Genomic DNA, 18707 nt, shown 5'->3' with positions numbered 1-18707 from the left:
ACTTATAACTGAATCCCGTTTCTATTTACACAAAATTATGGATACTGCCTAAATCAACAATCAATCTACTACCTTAAAGAAAACTTCTTCTCCACTTTGGCTATCCGGTGCCACCCAAAGAGCAAAGTCTCCGGCTTCCACCGTCTTCACCATATCTATATTCCAGAAAGCAAGTTCACTTATCGGAAGTTCAAACGATACATTTTTCTTCTCACCCGGCTTCAATGTGACGCGAGCAAAGCGTTTCAGCTCTTTCACTGGACGGGTCACCGAAGCAAACTTGTCCTGCACGTAAAGCTGGGCTACCTCGGTACCTTCATACTTTCCGGTATTCTCAAGGTCGAAAGTCACAGTCAGCACATCTTCCTTCTTCAGATTGGCAGACGAGAGTTTCACATTATCATATTTGAACGTCGTATACGACAGACCGTAGCCAAAAGGATACAGCGGATCGAAACCAGCATCCATATAGAAAGAGGTACATCCCAACGAAGTCTGCCCCGCTTCCAACGGAATGTCATTCAGCAAAACCTCATTCCGCGTAGCCGGACGTCCGGAACTGTTATGAGCATAATAAACCGGTATCTGTCCTACCATCTTCGGGAAAGTCACCGGAGTCTTGCCACTTGGCACAGCCTTACCCCACAGCAAGTCGGCCAATGCCGGTCCTCCCATGGTTCCGGGATGGAACGAATAAAGTACAGCTGACGAGAGTTCGACTTCCTTTCCTATGGTCAACGGACGCCCTGCCATTACGACAGTAACCACCGGTTTTCCTGTTTTCGCCAAAGCGGCAATCAGTTCGCTTTGCGCACCTTGCAGGTTCAGGTCGGCCAGGCAATGCGCCTCTCCTGAAAGAATAGCCTCTTCGCCTACAAACGCCAAAATAACATCAGCACGTGCAGCGGCAGCAGCGGCTTTGGCAACACCTGCCATATTCTTGTCACGGCTATAAGTCAGACCCGGCTCGTATATCACCTGCACTTTGTCCCCCACCAGTTCCTTGATAGCCTTCAACGGTGTCACGGTTTTTGTCTTGTCACCATCAAATATCCAGGTACCCAATTGGTCATAAGGTGCATTTGCCATCGGACCTACCACAGCAACCGTCTTTACCGAAGATTGCAAAGGCAATGTCTCCTTTTCGTTCTTCAACAAGATGGCCGATTCCACAGCAGCTTGCTTGGCAGCCTCCAGATGAGAAGGAGCATAAAGTTCCTCTATCCGTTTCTCATCCACATAAGGATTATCAAACAGTCCCAACCGGAATTTGATACGCAGAATATTCCGCACGGCATCGTCTATAGCAGACTTCTTGACCTTACCTTCTTTTATCAATTCCGGCAATTCCTTGACAAACGTATAGCTGACCATCTCCATATCCACACCAGCATTCACCGCCTTCATTGCTGCCTCTTTAGAATCGGCAGCAAAGCCATGTGCCATCATTTCGGCTACCGAAGCCCAGTCTGACACTACTATTCCATCAAATCCCCATTCACCACGAAGCACATCTTTCAAAATAAAAGTGTTTCCGGTAGACGGTGCTCCGTCATTGTCATTAAACGAAGTCATGAAAGTGGCTGCCCCTGCCTTGGCCACAGCTTCAAAAGGAGGAAGGTATACATCCCTCAAACGACGCTCCGGAATGAAAGTGGAATTATAATCACGCCCGCCCTCGGCAGCACCATAACCTACAAAATGTTTAGGACATGCGGCTATGGAAGTCGGACTGTTCAGCGAATCTCCCTGGAAACCTTCAACCATAGCAACACCCATCACTGAAGTCAAATAAGTATCTTCGCCACATCCTTCGGCCATACGCCCCCAACGGGGATCGCGAGCCACATCTATCATCGGCGCAAATGTCCAGCGGATACCCACGGCAGAAGCCTCCACAGCCGCTACCCGTGCACCATCCTTAGCCACCTGCGGGTTGAAAGATGCCGCTTGTCCCAAGGGAATAGGGAATATGGTCTTGAAACCGTGGATCACATCACGCGCCATCAGCAAGGGGATGCCCAAGCGGGACTCCTCCATTGCCACACGCTGCAAGGCATTGACACGCACCGGATCTACTTCATTCAGGATAGACCCGACTTCACCTTTCTTTATCAATCCGCTCATATCCTCTATGTTACCATAAGAAGAAATCTGGTTCATCTGCCCAATCTTTTCTTCCAATGTCATACGGGACAACAGCGCTTCTATTTTCTGCTCGATGACTGCGTCATTTTTTGTATCCTGCACTTGAGTACAAGATATAAAAGGAAGCAGCAATAAACAAGCAGAGAGCATTTTCATTGTTTTCATCTTTAATCTATTACTTGAAATGGAATATTTGCTGTTGAGACAAAGCCCGTATTATCAAGTACATATACGTACAAACGATATTCTCCGGGAACTTTAATTGCAGTCTCATACACATTTTTATCTGACATAGCCACCTCACCGACTCTTTCCGGACGCGGTTCATAAGAACCTCCAAAGCCCAGCACTGTAGCTTCTTTAAGCACTTCCCAAACATAAGTCAGAGAATCATTTTCCTTGTCTATGGCCGCAACCTCTGCTTTCAATGAAGCACCTGCCTTGATGCGGACATTATCAATAGCACTCTTCCCATTGACAGTCATCATACCCAGAATTACCGGAGCCGTTTCATCCAGTTCCTTACCAGTCCACACTCTTTGCATAGCCTCTACCATAGGAGTCTTTTCTCCTTTCAGAGGCAGCATATCCACCGTGTCTTCTACAAACATACTGAACCAGGTAGGCGTACGTTCTTCTTTTTGTCCCCACAAGAATACAAAAGAGCCCAAGCAACGGGGATTGGCAGAAATATATTGCGTATAACGCTCTTCGTACACCTGCCGTTTTTCTTCACTGGTCTGCTCTATGGGTGCTTTCCACTCGGTAGAAGCTGTTTCCCACCAACCGGTCGGTCCCCACTCGGTAATCATAAATGCACCCTTGTAGTCCGACTTGTCAACAACCATCTGTACCTCTCCCATCGGACCATATACATTGATGCCCACATAATCGAGAGATGGAGCATACTTTGCCACAGAGTCCAATGCCGACGGATTGTAGGAAATCACTGTCGAAACCAGATGACGCTTGTCTATCGACTTAATCAGCTGTGCCAGTTCTTCCACAAAATTCCATGCGGCAGCTATATTGGCATTTCCCAACTCAATTTCATTGCCAATACCCCAAGCCAGCAAACTCGTATCATTCTTGAACGTTTCTGCCAACAAGCGGACTTCTTCGCGCATCTTGTTCTTATATTCATCATCGTAATAGCGTATGGAGTCTTTGGTCATGCCTATTCCCTGCATTACGTACATGTTGTGCTCCGAAGCCAATGCCAGGTTTTTCTTTATCTCCTCCACATTACCTCCCCAGGTTCTGAAGGCATTGGCACCACTCTGGGCGGCAATGTCCAACCGATATGTGCCGCCTACGCCTTTAATATAGGTTTCTCTTCCGTCAATGGAAAGTTTATAACCGTCTGCCGCTTTCTCTATTACAATACCGTCTAGAGAAGAAGGAGAACAGGCAGACAACAAAACTAAACAGATAAAAATAAATATTTTTTCTTTTTTCATTATCAATTGTCCTAAAGCATAAGGTATTTATGTTATAAATAAAAAACATTCAGCCTTCATATTTAAACATGAAGGCTCTATTTTTTCTGAAACACGCGTACATAGTCCACCTTCATCGTCACTGGAAGAGCAGACTCGTCCACACCGTTCATTCCACCCCAATCACCGCCCCAAGCCAGATTCAGAATGGGATAGAAAGCATAATGGAAAGGCCATTGATTATGACCAGCTCCCAATTGTTGCTTGGTAACAGCCAACTGTACCTTGCCATCTACGTATGTAGTGATGGCATCTTCTGTCCACTCTAAAGCATAGAGATGAAATTCTCCTTCTGCCTGTTCTATAGTCATGGCATGTGTTTTCTGCGTACCTATAGTATGATTATAATCTTGCGTATGGATAGACGAAGAGACTTCGTTGGGTACGACTCCCACTTCCTCCATAATGTCTATTTCACCACACATGGGCCATGGGTTAGTATTCCAGTCATTACCAACTGGCATCATCCAAAAAGCCGGCCACGTCCCCTTGCCTTCAGGCAACATGATACGTGCTTCAAAATAGCCATATTCCCAACCAGTATTCACTTTAGCATACACACGACCAGAGTAAATTTTACCATCGGAGCCTTTGAAACAATTAATATTCAACTTACCGTCCACAAGTTCTGTCACACGCTTTCCGTCAGCAGAACCATTGACGTAATTTTGAAGTTCATTATTTACCCACCCTGCTCCTTGAACCTCGTGTGTCCAATCATTGCCAAGAGATGTACCCTCATTAAATTCATCATGCCAAACCAACCGATACCCCTCAGGGGTATTGATATCCAGATCTTCAGCCGATTCTTGAATAACTGTTACCGTTACTTTCTCTGCACCAGCCACAACCTCAACTGTACCCGTACGGGAAATCTTTGCATCATTAGCTAAAGTGGTCACAACAATTTCCCCACTATTTTTTTCTGCGCTAATCCAACTATCATTGGATTTCACATTCCATTCGCCAGAAGCAATAACAGATAAGACAAAAGATTCTCCTATAGAATTAGAATACAACTCAGTCTGTGACACTGATAAAGGAGCCGCTTGCGTAAGAGGAATAGATACACGAGTAGCACCAGATTTAACTACCACCGTACCAGTACGAGAAGTAGTACCCGTATGAGCACTGACTATAACTGTCGCTGTGCCTTGGCTAGAAGAAGAACCCATTACATTTACTTTGACCCATGAACTGCAATCATCAGAGGCAAAAGCTGTCCACTCTTTACCAGAACAAACCACATTCACCACATATTGGCTAGCTTGTGCAACAGCCTCTATCTTTTCAGGAGAACATTTAATGGTAACATCCTCGGATTGCGGTTCCTTGTCATCGCTACTGCCACAAGCAATCAACGAAAACAAAAGAATAGATAATAGACAATAGTATTTCATATATATATATTTTACAACATAAGTAGAGAAAAAAGGGAAAAGATGAAACTCCAGCAATTGCCAAGATAACACACATCCTTCCCCCTTTTTATTATTCACTGCTTTTAGCAGACCAATATTCTATCTAATACTAGTCATCAATCTCTATGAGTCTGGAAAATAATATCTTTAATAGTCACTTTTGTGTCAGCAGGATTTCCACCAAAATCCAAGACTAAAGATATAGCATGCATATCTTTAGGCGCCTTTTTATTTGCAACCCAAAATTTATTATCTTCATTACCCAACAAGTCCGTCTGTTCTGCAAAGAAGAAGTTATCATCATGTTTGACATCAGGTTCATCAGTCTGAACCAGTTTTACTGTTACCCCCTTCAAATCAGTACTAGGATTTAGAGTGACACAGAAATCATAGGCAGTTTCTGTATCGGCTGACAAATCTGTAACAAACGAGAACTGGTTCTGCCATTGTGCTTCAGTAGCATCAGGGAAAGTGAGTGTATAAGCATTTCCATCCACCACTAAATCTGGATTAGGTCTAGCACTCCAATCCGGGTTTGCATAGAAGAAAGTATTGGTAAAGGTTGCCCCGTTCCAAAGATTGTCTTCACTATCCACCTTCACCCAAGAAGGTTCAGGCTCTTGTACTTCAGGAATTTCCGTACCGTCATCATTAGCATGGTCTTTCAAGACAAAGCTTTCCAAAGTAATATCCGTATTAGCTTCATTACCACCAAAATCAAGTGCAAACTTCAAGTCGGTAATATTCACACCGGGTACGTTACTGAACCATATACACTTAGGCTCATTAGCATCTAAAGCCACACGCTGCATATTGATAAACGTATTGTCATCACCTTTCTGCTGTACTTTAACCGTCACGCCCGGATGTTTGGTAGTAGAAGTGATTATCACCGAAAAATCATAGGTTTTATCCACTGACAAAGCAATTACCTTATCCAATTCCACATGCATCTGAGCTTGCCACTGATCGGTAGTAGCTTCCGGTAAGGAAACAACAAATGCACCATTCTGATAAGTATATTTTGGATCTGCAATCTGCCCCCATCCTGGAGCATAGTAGAAAGATGCCACATTGAAAGTTACTCCCTTAAACATGTTAAATTCACTATCTTCCACAAAACCACCAAAACCGTTCATAATAGTCTTCTCTATTTCAAAGGTTTTGGTTATCGAACCATCACTAATGCCATTTGCGTTCTTTACTTTACATTCTACTGTATATGAACCTTTTTTACGATAATATTTGGAAAAACCATATGAGGCTTGATAAGTGCCGTCAATTATCCAAATTGGAGACACTCCAGGAGCAGAAGTAAATTCAAAGTTTGCATAATTGGTTGTCTGATCTACAGTAACTTTAAAGTTATCAGTATAATCCGATGCTTGTGGGATATTGCCATTGGCTCCCGTAAAATCTTCAGGCGAACATGAAGTCATTGCAAAACCAGCAACCAACACGCCTGCCATATATTTAAATATATTTTTCATATCAATTATTTATTAATGGAGTTATGGTAAACTATTTATAAGCATTCTGAACCAAAGCCGGATCGGAATCCAACTCTCCTTGTGCAATAGGAATGTATTTCTTCTTGGCAGTCCAAGAATTAGTACGGTAACCATATTCATCGGGGACCAGTGCAGTAGTAGCCTTATTGCTGGCTGATGCTCCACTGATTCCTTCAGCACGTACCAAATCAAAATAACGCTTGCCTTCACCTACAAATTCCAAACGACGTTCTGTAAGTACATCGTCAACCGTAACGTTTGCAAGTCCAGCCAAACCGGCACGGGTGCGAACTTCGTTCAACCATGTCTTAGCCTCACCTGTACCACTTCCACCTGTACGAAGAGAAAGTTCTGCAGCATTTAGTAATGTCTCAGCATAACGATAATAACGATAATTGTTATTATAGTTCAAATTCTGGTCACCGGAAGACTGCTTGAAGTTCTTATCATACGGACGATATTTTTGTAACCAAATATGAGTATCTTGATAACGTTTCGTATATTCTACATCTTCGGCAATCACCCAGCAAGTTGCATCACGACGTTTGTCTTGTTCACTAAACATTTGATAAGTTTCAAGACGCATGGGCATAAATCCCCAGCCATCATTACCCTTTGACCAACCATCATCACCTGGGAAAGAGTTAGGAGAAATCAGAGTAGGAAGCACTGTACCACCAACAGCTAACGGACTTCCCCAGCCACGTTCGTTATTAGTTTGCTCATAATTAATTTCCCAGATAGATTCGTCACACCATTCACCTTCCGTTTCCCAGATGTTGGCAAAACTAGGATTCAATCTAAAGCTAGGACTATCAATAAGCTCCTTCATATAACCTAAAGCTTTTGAGAAACGACTTTCATCATTCTGATACATTACCATTTCAGCATATACCATATAAGCCATAGCTTGAGTGACACGTCCCAACTGACCTTCGTCGTCAACTTCTTTACCTTCTTTGATTGTTTTATAATATTTCAAAGGTAACACCTTAGAGTCAATTACAGCTTCAAGTTCTGCGATCAACTCAGCATAAACCTGATCGGCAGTATATTGCGGAGCCGTATAAGGAGGTTCGGAAAGATTCTCCAAATAGAAAGGTACATTACCAAAATAATGCCACAACATATTATAATAGAAAACACGTAGTAAACGGGCTTGCATCTCATAGAGTTTACGATTGGCCTCAGTAACATCAGTACCCCAATCAAGATATTTCAGTAAGTCATTACAACGTTTGATGCCAGAATAATCCACAGTCCAAAGAGAGCCAAGTGTATTATTTTCATTAGCTTCATAATTAAATAACATATGCCAATTCTGCATATCGGTCTTGGTTGCACCACCTACCCAAAAATTATCGCCCATAATTTCACCGTCAATATTCAAGGCATTGTACTGTCCCAATCCCCAATCTGGCCAATGGAGAGGGTCATAGGCGGCAATCAGAGCTTCCTGAATATGCTCATCCGTAGTATAATAATCTTCCAATGGTTCACCTGTCGGATTTTCCACCTCAAGAAAACTGTCACTGCAACCGGTAGTCAACACTGTAGCGGCAGCAAGTAAGCCTATTGCTAATATTTTATTTGTTTTCATATAGTTCTTATTTTTAGATTAGAAAGAAACATTTACACCTACTGTATATGTGCGAGCCTGCGGATAAATACCACGGTCAACACCAAGAGAAGTTGCACCTGAAGAAATTTCAGGATCAAATCCCCAATATTTGGTCCAAGTCACAAGATTTTCAGCTTGCACATACACACGCAGACGTTCAATAGTAAGTTTGCGAGTAAGAGTCTTAGGCAATGTATATCCCAAAGTAATATTCTTAAGACGAAGATATGAACCATCACAAACATAAAGATCAGATACCATCCAGTTCGTTGCATTACCGACAGCCAGACGAGGATACTTATTAGAAGTACCTTCACCAGTCCAACGTCCCAACATCCAAGAAGGATAGTTACCAGAAGCAACATCTGTACGATAAGTGCCATCAAACACATCAGCACCAGCTACACCTTGGAAGAAAATATTAAAATCAAAGCCTTTCCAATCAGCATTAAGATTCAAACCATAAGTCCAATCCGGAGTACCATTACCAATGTTAGTACGGTCATCTGCCGAGATGCTACCATCACCATTTACATCCACAAAACGTGTATCACCAGGAACCGCATCCGGCATAATCATTTTACCATCTTTATTGACATAAGCACGAACTTCATCCATATTCTGGAAAACACCGTCAGTCTTGTAACCATAGAAATAGGGGAAAGGTTGTCCGTTAGAACCGCGTGTACCACCACCAGAGAATCCTTGAATACCATCTAAATCCATATAGCCAGTATCATTTCCCAAGTTCTTCAATTCATTTTTAAGATAAGTAGCATTTCCCTTTACTGCAAATTTAGCATCAGCAATATTCCATTTATAGCCAAGTTCAAACTCAAAACCACTATTTTCCATATCACCTACGTTACCAAGAGGTTTAGTTTCACCTACATAACTCGGGATAGGCATCGTAATAATCATGCCATTGGTTTTCTTTATGTAATAGTCAGCACTGAATGTTAAAGCATTATTAAAGAATCCCAAATCAATACCTAAGTCAGTTTGCTCACTCTCTTCCCATTTCAAATCAGGATTTGCCAAACGTTGTGCTTTAGAACCGTTCCATTTGATGGCATCTTTACCCAAAAGGACATTGTTACCCATGGCCGTCAATGAAGTATAACCAAATTCGGCTATGTTATCATTACCATTCTTACCCCAACTGGCACGAACCTTTAAGTTAGACAACCATTCTCGCGTATCAGCCATAAACTCTTCATTTGTCACATTCCATCCCACAGATACTGAAGGGAACGTACCATATTTATTATTAATACCAAAACGACTTGAACCATCACGACGGATTGTAGCCTGAATCATATAGCGTTCATTATAGTTATAACTCAAACGAGCAAACATAGACGACATTCTATGTTCTGTATAAGGACCTCCATAAACGCCATACTGAACTGTAGCACCAGTAATATTACCATCTGCATCCTTTGTATATTCAACATTCCCTGTAGCATAATCAATAGAAGGTTTATTAGGATTCACCAGATTCCAACGGTTACCACCAAGTTGATCTCCCTTATATTTAAGAGCAGACTGTCCTAATACAACACCAAATGTATGTTTGCCGATAGTTTTGTCATAAGTTAATGTGTTTTCAATCTGCCATGTCACATTCTGTGCCTTGAATGAAGATGCATTAGTATGTGTTGCCTTATTATTAGCTGAGAGATAATACTTGCTCTTAGTAGCCCCTTCATTACCCCAAAATCCCATATCAGCACTATAATTGAAGTGATACTTCAAATTATCCCACAATTGAAGATCAATAGAAAACTTTGGAACAAACTTATGCGACCAATTCTTTGTAGGAGTCAATGTCATCATAGCCAGCGGATTATTCATTTCCTGATAAGCTCCTCCATAGCCAGGTACTGTATAAGGATCACCATTTGCATCACGAGGCAAATCAAAATCTTTATAAGTTTCAATCATCTTTTCAGCTGCATCACCAGTCAATGTAGGGGTCAAAATAGGAGACAGATAAAGAGCCGATCCCAAAATTGAACCGAATTCAGAGTTAGTACCAACACCTGTTGAATGCGTACGCATATAAGCCAAATTTACACCTAAATCCAATTTATTAAGGAAACCGCGTTCTTTAGATGCATCAATTAGATTATATTGAGTATTGGAACGAATAGTCAAACGGTCATAATTAGAATGTCCGTGATTACCACCAACAATACCATCTTGTGAATAATACCCCAAAGACAAATAATAATTTACTTTTTCCGATGCACCACTAACTGTCACATCATGATTCACTACCGGAGCATTGTCATAGAAAACAAGATCTTGCCAATCAGTGCCAAATCCTTTGATAGAATTTCCATTAGCATCAATCAAATTATAAGGATCTGCATAAATTGGAGCCTGACCACCATTCACATTGGCTTCATTCTGAAGGATAGCATAGTCTGTCGCACTAGTCACATCACGTCTCTTCCATGCACTCTGCCAGCCATAAGAAAAATTGTAATTAATTTGTGCCTTACCCATCTTACCTTTTTTGGTAGTTACTAGAATAACGCCATTAGCAGCACGCGCACCATAGATAGCACCAGAAGCAGCATCTTTCAACACTTCGATAGACTCGATATCATTAGGATTTACAAAATCAAGACCACCCCCAATAGGCATACCGTCTACAATGTAGAGCGGATCACTATTGTTGATAGTACCAATACCACGTACACGTACACGAGGAGAATCACCCGGCTGACCAGAAGCTGAAGTTACATCCACACCTGCAGCCAAACCTTTCAATGCATTATCCATACGCACCGGAGATTTGTTTTCCAAATCCTCACTACTAACTTTGGCAATAGATGCTGTTACCACACTTTTTTTCTGAACACCATACCCCACCACTACTACTTCGTCCAGCGTTTCTGAATCTTCCTGAAGAACTATTTTCAAGGAATTTTTTCCATTTACCGCTACTTCTTGCGACTTAAAACCAATATAGGTAATAGAAAGTGTTGCGTCGGCAGGAACCGACAATGTAAAATTACCGTCCAAATCAGTAATTCCACCATTGGTAGTTCCTTTAACTACCACATTTACTCCAGGCAACGGTTCATTATCCGAACCGCTTACCACTGTACCTTTTACCTGTATATTTTGGGCATATACAGAAGCCAAGGTAAAGCTTAACAGAAATAAAACTGATAATAACTTTTTCATAAGTTTTACTAAATTAAGATTAACGTTTCTCGGTTTTGTTCTCAATCGAACAGTGCAAACATAGAGTAAAATGCAATAAAACAAATAAAAAACAATCATTCTTAAATACGTCAAATCTGAAATTCAAATACGTTATCAATACGTCATCAGCAAATAACTTACTAATAATCAATAATTAATATATACTTTTAAGTATTACGTCACAACATGTTATATAACACAAAAGGGAGAAATTTAACATTCCTCCCTTTCATACTCTTCCTTCTTTTAAAGGAAGTTAATATCTAAAGGCTACAGTTTATTGCTTAAATAATCCGTCAAACTATCCTCTCTCTCTAAAGCGAACTTCTTACGAAGACGATAACGGATTGTTTCAACTCCACGAACCGAAATGTTCAGCAGAGGTGCTATTTCTTTCGTGGAAAGATTCATCTTTAGATAAGCGCACATCATGCGTTCGTTGTGGGAAAGTTCAGGATGCTTGGCATGAAGACGTTTCATAAAATTGTTATGTATCAAATCGAACTGGTCTTCAATACGCTTCAAAACCTCATCACTCTGTATATTACCGTCTATTTTATTATTAATAAGTATGAGTTGCTGTTTTCCTTCCCGAGCCCCCTCACCCTTCAGCAAGGCGGATACTTTAAGTATCTCTGACTTGATTTCAGTCAGCATTTCATTCTTACGGACAAAGTTTATCATCAGATTGGCCATTTCCTGACTCTTATGTTGCAAATCGTATTCCAATTTTTCTTTCTCCAGCTGCATAATCTGCTTTTCCTGACGGGCTTTCTCCTCTTCGTACTCCCTTTCCATATCGTGCAACTCTTTATCTTTCTCGATTACCGCCTGCTGTTTCTTCCGTTTCACACGGACATCATCCCAACGATAGACATACCATAAGGCAAGCAAAGCCAAGATGATATAACAAACGTATGCAGCAGCACTACGATACCACGGCGGAAGTATACGGAAAGCAATTGTATCCGATGATGTCGTACCGTCAGGAAAGACCGCCTTAACTTCAAACGTATATTCACCTTCCGACAGATTACTATACTCCTTGGTGCGTACCGTTGTAAAATCGGACCAGCTCCCCTTATTCAGACGATATTGAAAACGGACATCATCTCCTACCGCAAAGAGAGAAAGGGCATAGTCAAAACGAACGGAATTCATGGAATAAGCTATCACCGGAACCGGCTTCTCTCCTAAAAAGTTTGCGGTATATACCAATGAATCCTTGGGATAGGACAGATACATGTTCCTTATATATAAGGAATGGCTACGATCCTGACGCTCCCTTACGGCCGGGATACTGAACAAAGCGAAACCTCCTTCATTAGGAACCACCATCAGCGAATCTGAAAGAGGAATAATCGTTTCAAAACCGGGTACCAGTTCAATCAGCGATTGCTGGATGGGATTAATGCTTGTATTCGCCCCCCGCTTATAGGTACCCAGATTGGCAATACAGATTTCGTGAGGGCTCAAACTTATCAACTTATCGTGATACTCCAAAATATGCGAATAGGCCGTGGTGCCATTCAAAAGGTTGTTCATATCCGGACAAGGCTCCATGACATCTTTATGAGGATTATGCTTATAGATTCCCCGGGGAGTGGCAAAATACACCCGGTCTTCTATCTTCGCTATATACATATCACGTCCTACCGGGAAACCATCCTTCGCGCTATATTCCTTTATACGGACAGCTTTTGTCAAATCATTATCCAAATCCACACGGGTAACGTGGTCTGTATTATACACCCAAATCACCTTATCACTTTCCTGCTCAAAAAGACGGCAAGAATCGTTCACACCCTCAATCTTGCCAACCACCTGCCATTCTCCATTCTTTTTCCCAACCAAATAAATACCGTTATATACCCCGACATACATAAGGTCCGTACGTCCTGCCACAAGTTGGCAACACCAGGCGCCGGCAATATCCGTCACACGTTTTACGGAAGTACCATTGATAAGGAAAATACCACGGTCGTGCAGACAGAAGAGTTCATCACCTATACGGCAAAGGTTCCAGACCTGTCCGCTGGATTGGGGCATCGGACGGATATCCGGCAAATCGCCGTTCATCTGTACCGGATACGAGGTGTAATACAAACCCCGATTGGTACCTAAATAAAGATAACCGCCTTCTACCGCCGCCGTATATCCCGTGCCGTAGGAATAAGGATAGGAATAGAGATTCGTAAAAGGAGAACTCAGACAGACGTAGTCAATGCCGCTATCCAGACCGGCCCAGAGGTTTCCGGTCGTATCGAAGGAGACAGAAAGCACCGTATTGTTACGCAAGCCGTTGTTCTCATTGAAATATTTCAGTTGCATGGTGCTGCAATCCACCAGTACCAATCCTTTATGAATGGTTCCCAAGGCAATCTTATCATCCTTTTTGGCTACGCAAAAGACTTCATTCTCACGCATAAACTCTTCGGCACCGGTGACAAACGGTTCCATCGTACGCCCGTCACAATAGTAAAGTCCGTTGTATGCAGTCACCACCAGAACACCTTTCTTATAAGGTATAATGCCACGAATACGCTTGGAAGCCAACGCATCGGCACCCTGAAGAGGGAAAAAAGTGTTTCCAACCAAAAGCCATACGCCTCTGTCCGTACCGATGTAAAGAATACCATTGACCATATTGGAACAGTCTATCTTGGCATTCATTTCAATGGCGGTATATTTGCCGTTCAGGTACTTCACCACGCACCCGTCCCCTTGGAAATACAAGATATTGTCTGTCTCATGGATGCCCCACACATTTCCAAGAAAACGAACGGAACTCTCCAAAGTATCGGACATGCAATGATAGGCCAAAGAACCGTCCGTATCCGGTTCATAATAGCCGAATTCATTGATGCCCCCCACATAAATTCTTTTTTGGGTGGCAGAAGCCAGAACGGAACGCACATCGGAAGCATTGTTCAATGGAAACACATTCCAGACATTGCCATCAAATTGCACCATACCGTTCTTGTTGGCGAAATATACCCACTTGTCATCATAGGGTGCTATCTGCCAAGTCTGGGTCCCCTTACCATAAACACTTTTATCAAAATTGACGATAAAGCTATTCCAGCCGGCAATTGCTTCGACCAAAGGGGGAAAAAGAAAAAGGCAGAAAAAAAGGTAGAATGACAATATGTGTTTGTTCATGCGTATAATGACTATATAGTTAGTTGCACAAAAATAATGCTTATTTTCAAGGTAGCACACAATAGCCTATCTGTTTTTTTGTCCCCGATTATTATTTTCTTCTCAAATGGCAATCTTTTGCATAACTATACTTTAGATTCCGGTATACTAAGAAGTATTCGTCCGACGGCTGTTGAATTATCGTCCGACAGCTGTCGGACGATAATTCAACAGCCGTCGGACGATAAGGTTACATATGTCGGACGAATACTTTCTAGTAAAAGGAATATTTGTCCATCGTAATGCCGGAAAGAATCCGTACCTCCCCTCCAAAGTGTCTATATAAGAAGGCCATGAAGAGGAATAGAACAGAGAATCTAAAAAAACAAATAAAAAAATCGCCACAAGCTATTGCAGATTTCAAAATAATGTCTACCTTTGCAACCGCAAAACAAAAACGGGTAAGTCCTATACGGCCAGCTCCCTTCGAATCCTCCAGGGCTTGATCGCAGCAAAGGTAGTTGGTTGTAGCGGCGCGATATAGCAAGCTTACCCACCCGCCTCTTTAGCTCAGTTGGCCAGAGCACGTGATTTGTAATCTCGGGGTCGTTGGTTCGAATCCGACAAGAGGCTCGAAAGAAAAGCAGATGATACGAAAGTGTTACCTGCTTTTTTCTTTTTGCCCCACAAAGAATCCTCTAATTTATTTAAAATCTACACATCGGCTTGCCCTTGAATCCAACTATATTTGTACCTTTGCATATTATTTCTAAGAAAGATGGCAGAAAATAGAGGTTACATGCAACGATACGCAATGCTGTTCGGTACCTATATGGGAGGTTTCTGGATATTGAAGTTCATACTCTTTCCTGTGGGGCTGTCGGTTCCTTTTTTACTTTTCCTTTTCATGGGACTCACGCTATGCGTACCTTTTATGGGATATTATTATGCACGGATGTATCGTAATCAGGTATGCGGAGGCGGCATCAGCTTCCTGCATGCATGGGTATTCACCGTTTTCATGTATATGTTTGCCGCGCTGCTTGCCGCCGTGGCACACTACATCTACTTCAGGTTCATAGACCACGGATATGTGATAAACACGTGCGAAACGATGGTAGACACGCTTGCCCAAAGCAACATGCCGGGAATGGATTCGTACATCGCCACCTATCAGGAAGCTCTGGAGACAGCCCGACTGCTCAGTCCTATCGACATTACGCTACAGATGATATCGTCCAATGTGTTTTGGGGTTCGATACTGGCTTTCCCCACCGCCTTGTTCGTGATGAGACGCAAGAAAGACAACGCTCCGGCAAAGTGACGGAACAGTAAAAAGAAATGTTATTTCAATTGTAAATAGAAAAATCATACATCAATGGATATTTCAGTTGTCGTACCACTATATAATGAAGAAGAATCACTCCCCGAACTGTTCGCATGGATTGAGCGGGTGATGAATGCCAACGGCTTTTCATACGAAGTGATTTTCGTGAACGACGGAAGTACCGACCGTTCCTGGCAGGTAATCGAGCAATTGCAGGCACAAGCTCCGGACAAGGTACGGGGCATTAAGTTCCGCCGCAACTACGGGAAGTCGCCGGCATTGTTCTGTGGTTTCGAACAAGCACAAGGAGACGTCGTGATAACCATGGACGCCGACCTGCAGGACAGCCCCGACGAAATACCCGAACTCTACCGCATGATTACCCAAGACGGCTATGACCTCGTATCGGGCTGGAAGCAGAAACGTTACGACCCGTTGTCGAAGACCCTCCCCACCAAATTGTTCAATGCCACCGCCCGCAAAGTATCGGGCATCAAAAACCTGCACGACTTTAATTGCGGACTGAAGGCGTATCGCAAAGAGGTGGTCAAGAATATAGAAGTATACGGCGAAATGCACCGCTACATCCCTTACCTGGCCAAGAACGCCGGCTTCAAGAAAATCGGCGAGAAAGTGGTGCACCATCAGGCACGCAAATACGGAAAGACCAAGTTCGGGCTGAACCGTTTTGTAAACGGGTATCTGGATTTGCTTTCCCTTTGGTTCCTTTCCCGGTTCGGCATCAAGCCCATGCACTTTTTCGGATTGCTGGGTTCGCTGATGTTCATCTTCGGCTTCATAGCCGTGGTCATAGTGGGTGTCAGCAAGTTGTACTACATGCACCATGGCATGCCCTACCGCCTTGTGACGGACTCTCCCTACTTCTACCTCTCGTTGACCTCCATGATTATCGGCACACAACTATTCGTGGCAGGATTCCTCGGAGAGCTGATTTCACGTAATGCCCCGGAACGAAACAAATATCAAATAGAGAAAACCATTTAACGATGAAAAAATTAGTCAGACTTGTCATACTCGGAGCTATCCTTTGCCCGATAATAAGCATAGCTATCTCCTGCTCGGAGGAGGCAGATTGCTCCATGACGGCACGCCCCATGGTGAATTGCATTCTTTATAGAGTAGACCCCGAAACCCAATACGTGGAGAACGACACGCTCGACTCGCTCACCGTCACAGCATACGGCACCGACTCCATCATCATCAACAACCAGAAGAAGGTACACGACATCTCCCTGCCACTGCGCTATACGGAGGATTCCACCAAGCTGATATTCAAGTATAGCCGGACCAAGAGTGACACGATGGTGATACGCCACACCAACACCCCCTATTTCCTATCGATGGATTGCGGCTATCAGATGAAGCAGGCCATCACAAGCGTAACGTGCACCCGCATCTCTCTGGACTCGATATACATCAAAGACAATGAAGCAGGCATCTATGGAAAGGAAAATCTTAAGTTATTCTATTAGTCTGGCACTCTGCCTGCTGATGTTCCTCCCCCTACGGGCGCAGAACGGGAATCCTACCGTCCCCCCCCAGGGAGCACCTCCCAAGAAGGAGAAGAAGGACGCGAAAGAAGAAGTGCACTATCCGTTATACAACGGCATGTCCGTCGGCTTGGACTTGTGGGGAATCGGAAGTTCCGTATTTGGAGGAGATTTCCTGAGTTCCGAAGTATCCGTGGACGTAAACCTCAAGAACCGCTTCTTCCCTATTGCCGAATTGGGATATGGCTCCACGGACACCTGGAGTGACAAAGGCATACACTACAAAAGCAATGCCCCCTACTTCCGCATAGGAATGGACTATAACACGCTATACAAGAAGCAGCACGGACACATGCTACTCGTAGGCTTGCGTTACGGTGTAAGTAGCTTCAAATACGATGTAGACGCCTTGGGACTGGACGACCCGATATACGGTGGCATCGTAGGCAATCCGAATCTGGACGACGAGATATGGGGAGGCAGCCTGCCCTATAACCATAAAGGAATGAAAGGCTCCATGCAATGGGCGGAATTTTGTGTCGGTATCCGGGCGCACGTCTGGAAGGCATTGTACATGGGCTGGTCACTACGCTTCAAGTTCAAATTGTCCGCCTCGGCCGATGAATACGGTGACCCGTGGTATGTGCCCGGTTTCGGGAAATATGGCTCCAACACGATGGGAGTAACCTATACGATAACTTATAAACTACCTCTTTAAGCGACTTATGACAGGGTTAGAGATTTGGCTACTGGCCGTAGGACTTGCGATGGATTGTTTCGCCGTTTCTATAGCCAGCGGAATTATATTGAAACGCGCCCGGCTGCGCCCTATGCTGGTGATGGCCATCAGCTTCGGCTTTTTCCAGGCTTTGATGCCTCTGCTGGGATGGATAGGCGCCAGTTTTTTCAGCCACCTGATAGAAAGTATTGACCATTGGATTGCATTCGGTATCCTTGCCTTCCTGGGCGGACGCATGATAATGGAATCCTTCAAGGACGAAGATTGCAAGCACGAGTATGACCCTACCAGCCTGAAGGTGGTGCTCGCTCTGGCCGTGGCAACCAGCATCGATGCATTGGCGGTAGGTGTTTCGTTTGCATTCCTCGGTATCAAGCAATTCTCGGCTATTCTTTCCCCCATCGGCATTATCGGTTTTGTATCATTCGCCTTGTCGATGGTCGGCCTGATGTTCGGCATCCGTTTCGGATGTGGCATAGCCCGCAGACTGCGCGCCGAACTTTGGGGAGGGATTATCCTCGTCATCATCGGTACCAAGATATTGGTAGAGCATCTCTTCTTTTAATT

The 18707-nt window shown here is 43.4% G+C and carries 12 protein-coding genes and 1 tRNA gene; 6 read left to right on the top strand and 7 right to left on the bottom strand.

Annotation, left to right across the window (positions count from 1 at the left end; genetic code table 11):
• Positions 1-60: 60 nt before the first annotated feature.
• From bglX to DXD78_RS19920, 7 genes are all read right to left on the bottom strand, one after another.
• A complete protein-coding gene (bglX, locus tag DXD78_RS19950; RefSeq protein WP_009036783.1) occupies positions 61-2313 on the bottom strand; it encodes a beta-glucosidase BglX in 2253 nt (750 codons plus the stop codon).
• Positions 2314-2315: 2 nt separating this feature from the next.
• A complete protein-coding gene (locus tag DXD78_RS19945) occupies positions 2316-3608 on the bottom strand; it encodes a glycoside hydrolase family 2 TIM barrel-domain containing protein (RefSeq protein WP_034528657.1) in 1293 nt (430 codons plus the stop codon).
• A 77-nt stretch (positions 3609-3685) separates the two neighbouring features.
• Positions 3686-5146, bottom strand: coding sequence for a family 16 glycosylhydrolase (locus DXD78_RS19940; protein ID WP_272186433.1), 1461 nt, complete (start codon positions 5144-5146; stop codon positions 3686-3688).
• Positions 5147-5184: 38 nt separating this feature from the next.
• A complete protein-coding gene (locus DXD78_RS19935) occupies positions 5185-6558 on the bottom strand; it encodes a hypothetical protein (protein WP_009036781.1) in 1374 nt (457 codons plus the stop codon).
• A 31-nt stretch (positions 6559-6589) separates the two neighbouring features.
• On the bottom strand, positions 6590-8179 hold the full coding sequence (locus DXD78_RS19930; RefSeq protein ID WP_005826837.1) for a RagB/SusD family nutrient uptake outer membrane protein: 1590 nt from the start codon (positions 8177-8179) through the stop codon (positions 6590-6592).
• An 18-nt stretch (positions 8180-8197) separates the two neighbouring features.
• Positions 8198-11401: a TonB-dependent receptor gene (locus DXD78_RS19925; protein ID WP_005826839.1), complete on the bottom strand. Its 3204-nt coding sequence runs from the start codon at positions 11399-11401 to the stop codon at positions 8198-8200.
• Positions 11402-11692: 291 nt separating this feature from the next.
• Positions 11693-14584, bottom strand: coding sequence for a triple tyrosine motif-containing protein (locus tag DXD78_RS19920; protein ID WP_009036780.1), 2892 nt, complete (start codon positions 14582-14584; stop codon positions 11693-11695).
• A gap of 538 nt (positions 14585-15122) precedes the next feature.
• On the opposite strand from DXD78_RS19920, the gene DXD78_RS19910 reads away from it, so the two are divergent.
• The 6 genes from DXD78_RS19910 to DXD78_RS19885 all read left to right on the top strand — a co-directional run bounded on the left by DXD78_RS19910 (position 15123) and on the right by DXD78_RS19885 (position 18705).
• Positions 15123-15196: transfer RNA gene (locus DXD78_RS19910), tRNA-Thr, on the top strand.
• 145 nt (positions 15197-15341) lie between these two features.
• The gene (locus DXD78_RS19905) at positions 15342-15887 is read left to right on the top strand and encodes a DUF4199 domain-containing protein (protein WP_009036779.1); all 546 of its coding nucleotides are present in this window, start codon (positions 15342-15344) and stop codon (positions 15885-15887) included.
• A 54-nt stretch (positions 15888-15941) separates the two neighbouring features.
• Complete coding sequence (locus DXD78_RS19900; RefSeq protein WP_005826846.1) at positions 15942-16895, top strand: glycosyltransferase family 2 protein; 954 nt, start codon at positions 15942-15944, stop codon at positions 16893-16895.
• A 2-nt stretch (positions 16896-16897) separates the two neighbouring features.
• On the top strand, positions 16898-17383 hold the full coding sequence (locus tag DXD78_RS19895) for a DUF6452 family protein (protein ID WP_008663766.1): 486 nt from the start codon (positions 16898-16900) through the stop codon (positions 17381-17383).
• A complete protein-coding gene (locus DXD78_RS19890; protein WP_009036778.1) occupies positions 17352-18119 on the top strand; it encodes a DUF6048 family protein in 768 nt (255 codons plus the stop codon). Before DXD78_RS19895 ends, DXD78_RS19890 begins: the two co-directional genes overlap by 32 nt.
• Positions 18120-18126: 7 nt before the next feature.
• Positions 18127-18705, top strand: a complete 579-nt coding sequence (locus DXD78_RS19885) for a manganese efflux pump MntP family protein (RefSeq protein ID WP_005826852.1) — start codon at positions 18127-18129, stop codon at positions 18703-18705.
• Positions 18706-18707: the final 2 nt, after the last annotated feature.

Source organism: Bacteroides sp. D20, assembly GCF_003436255.1.
Taxonomy (GTDB): domain Bacteria; phylum Bacteroidota; class Bacteroidia; order Bacteroidales; family Bacteroidaceae; genus Bacteroides; species Bacteroides uniformis.
This window is presented reverse-complemented; position numbering and strand designations above follow the sequence as displayed.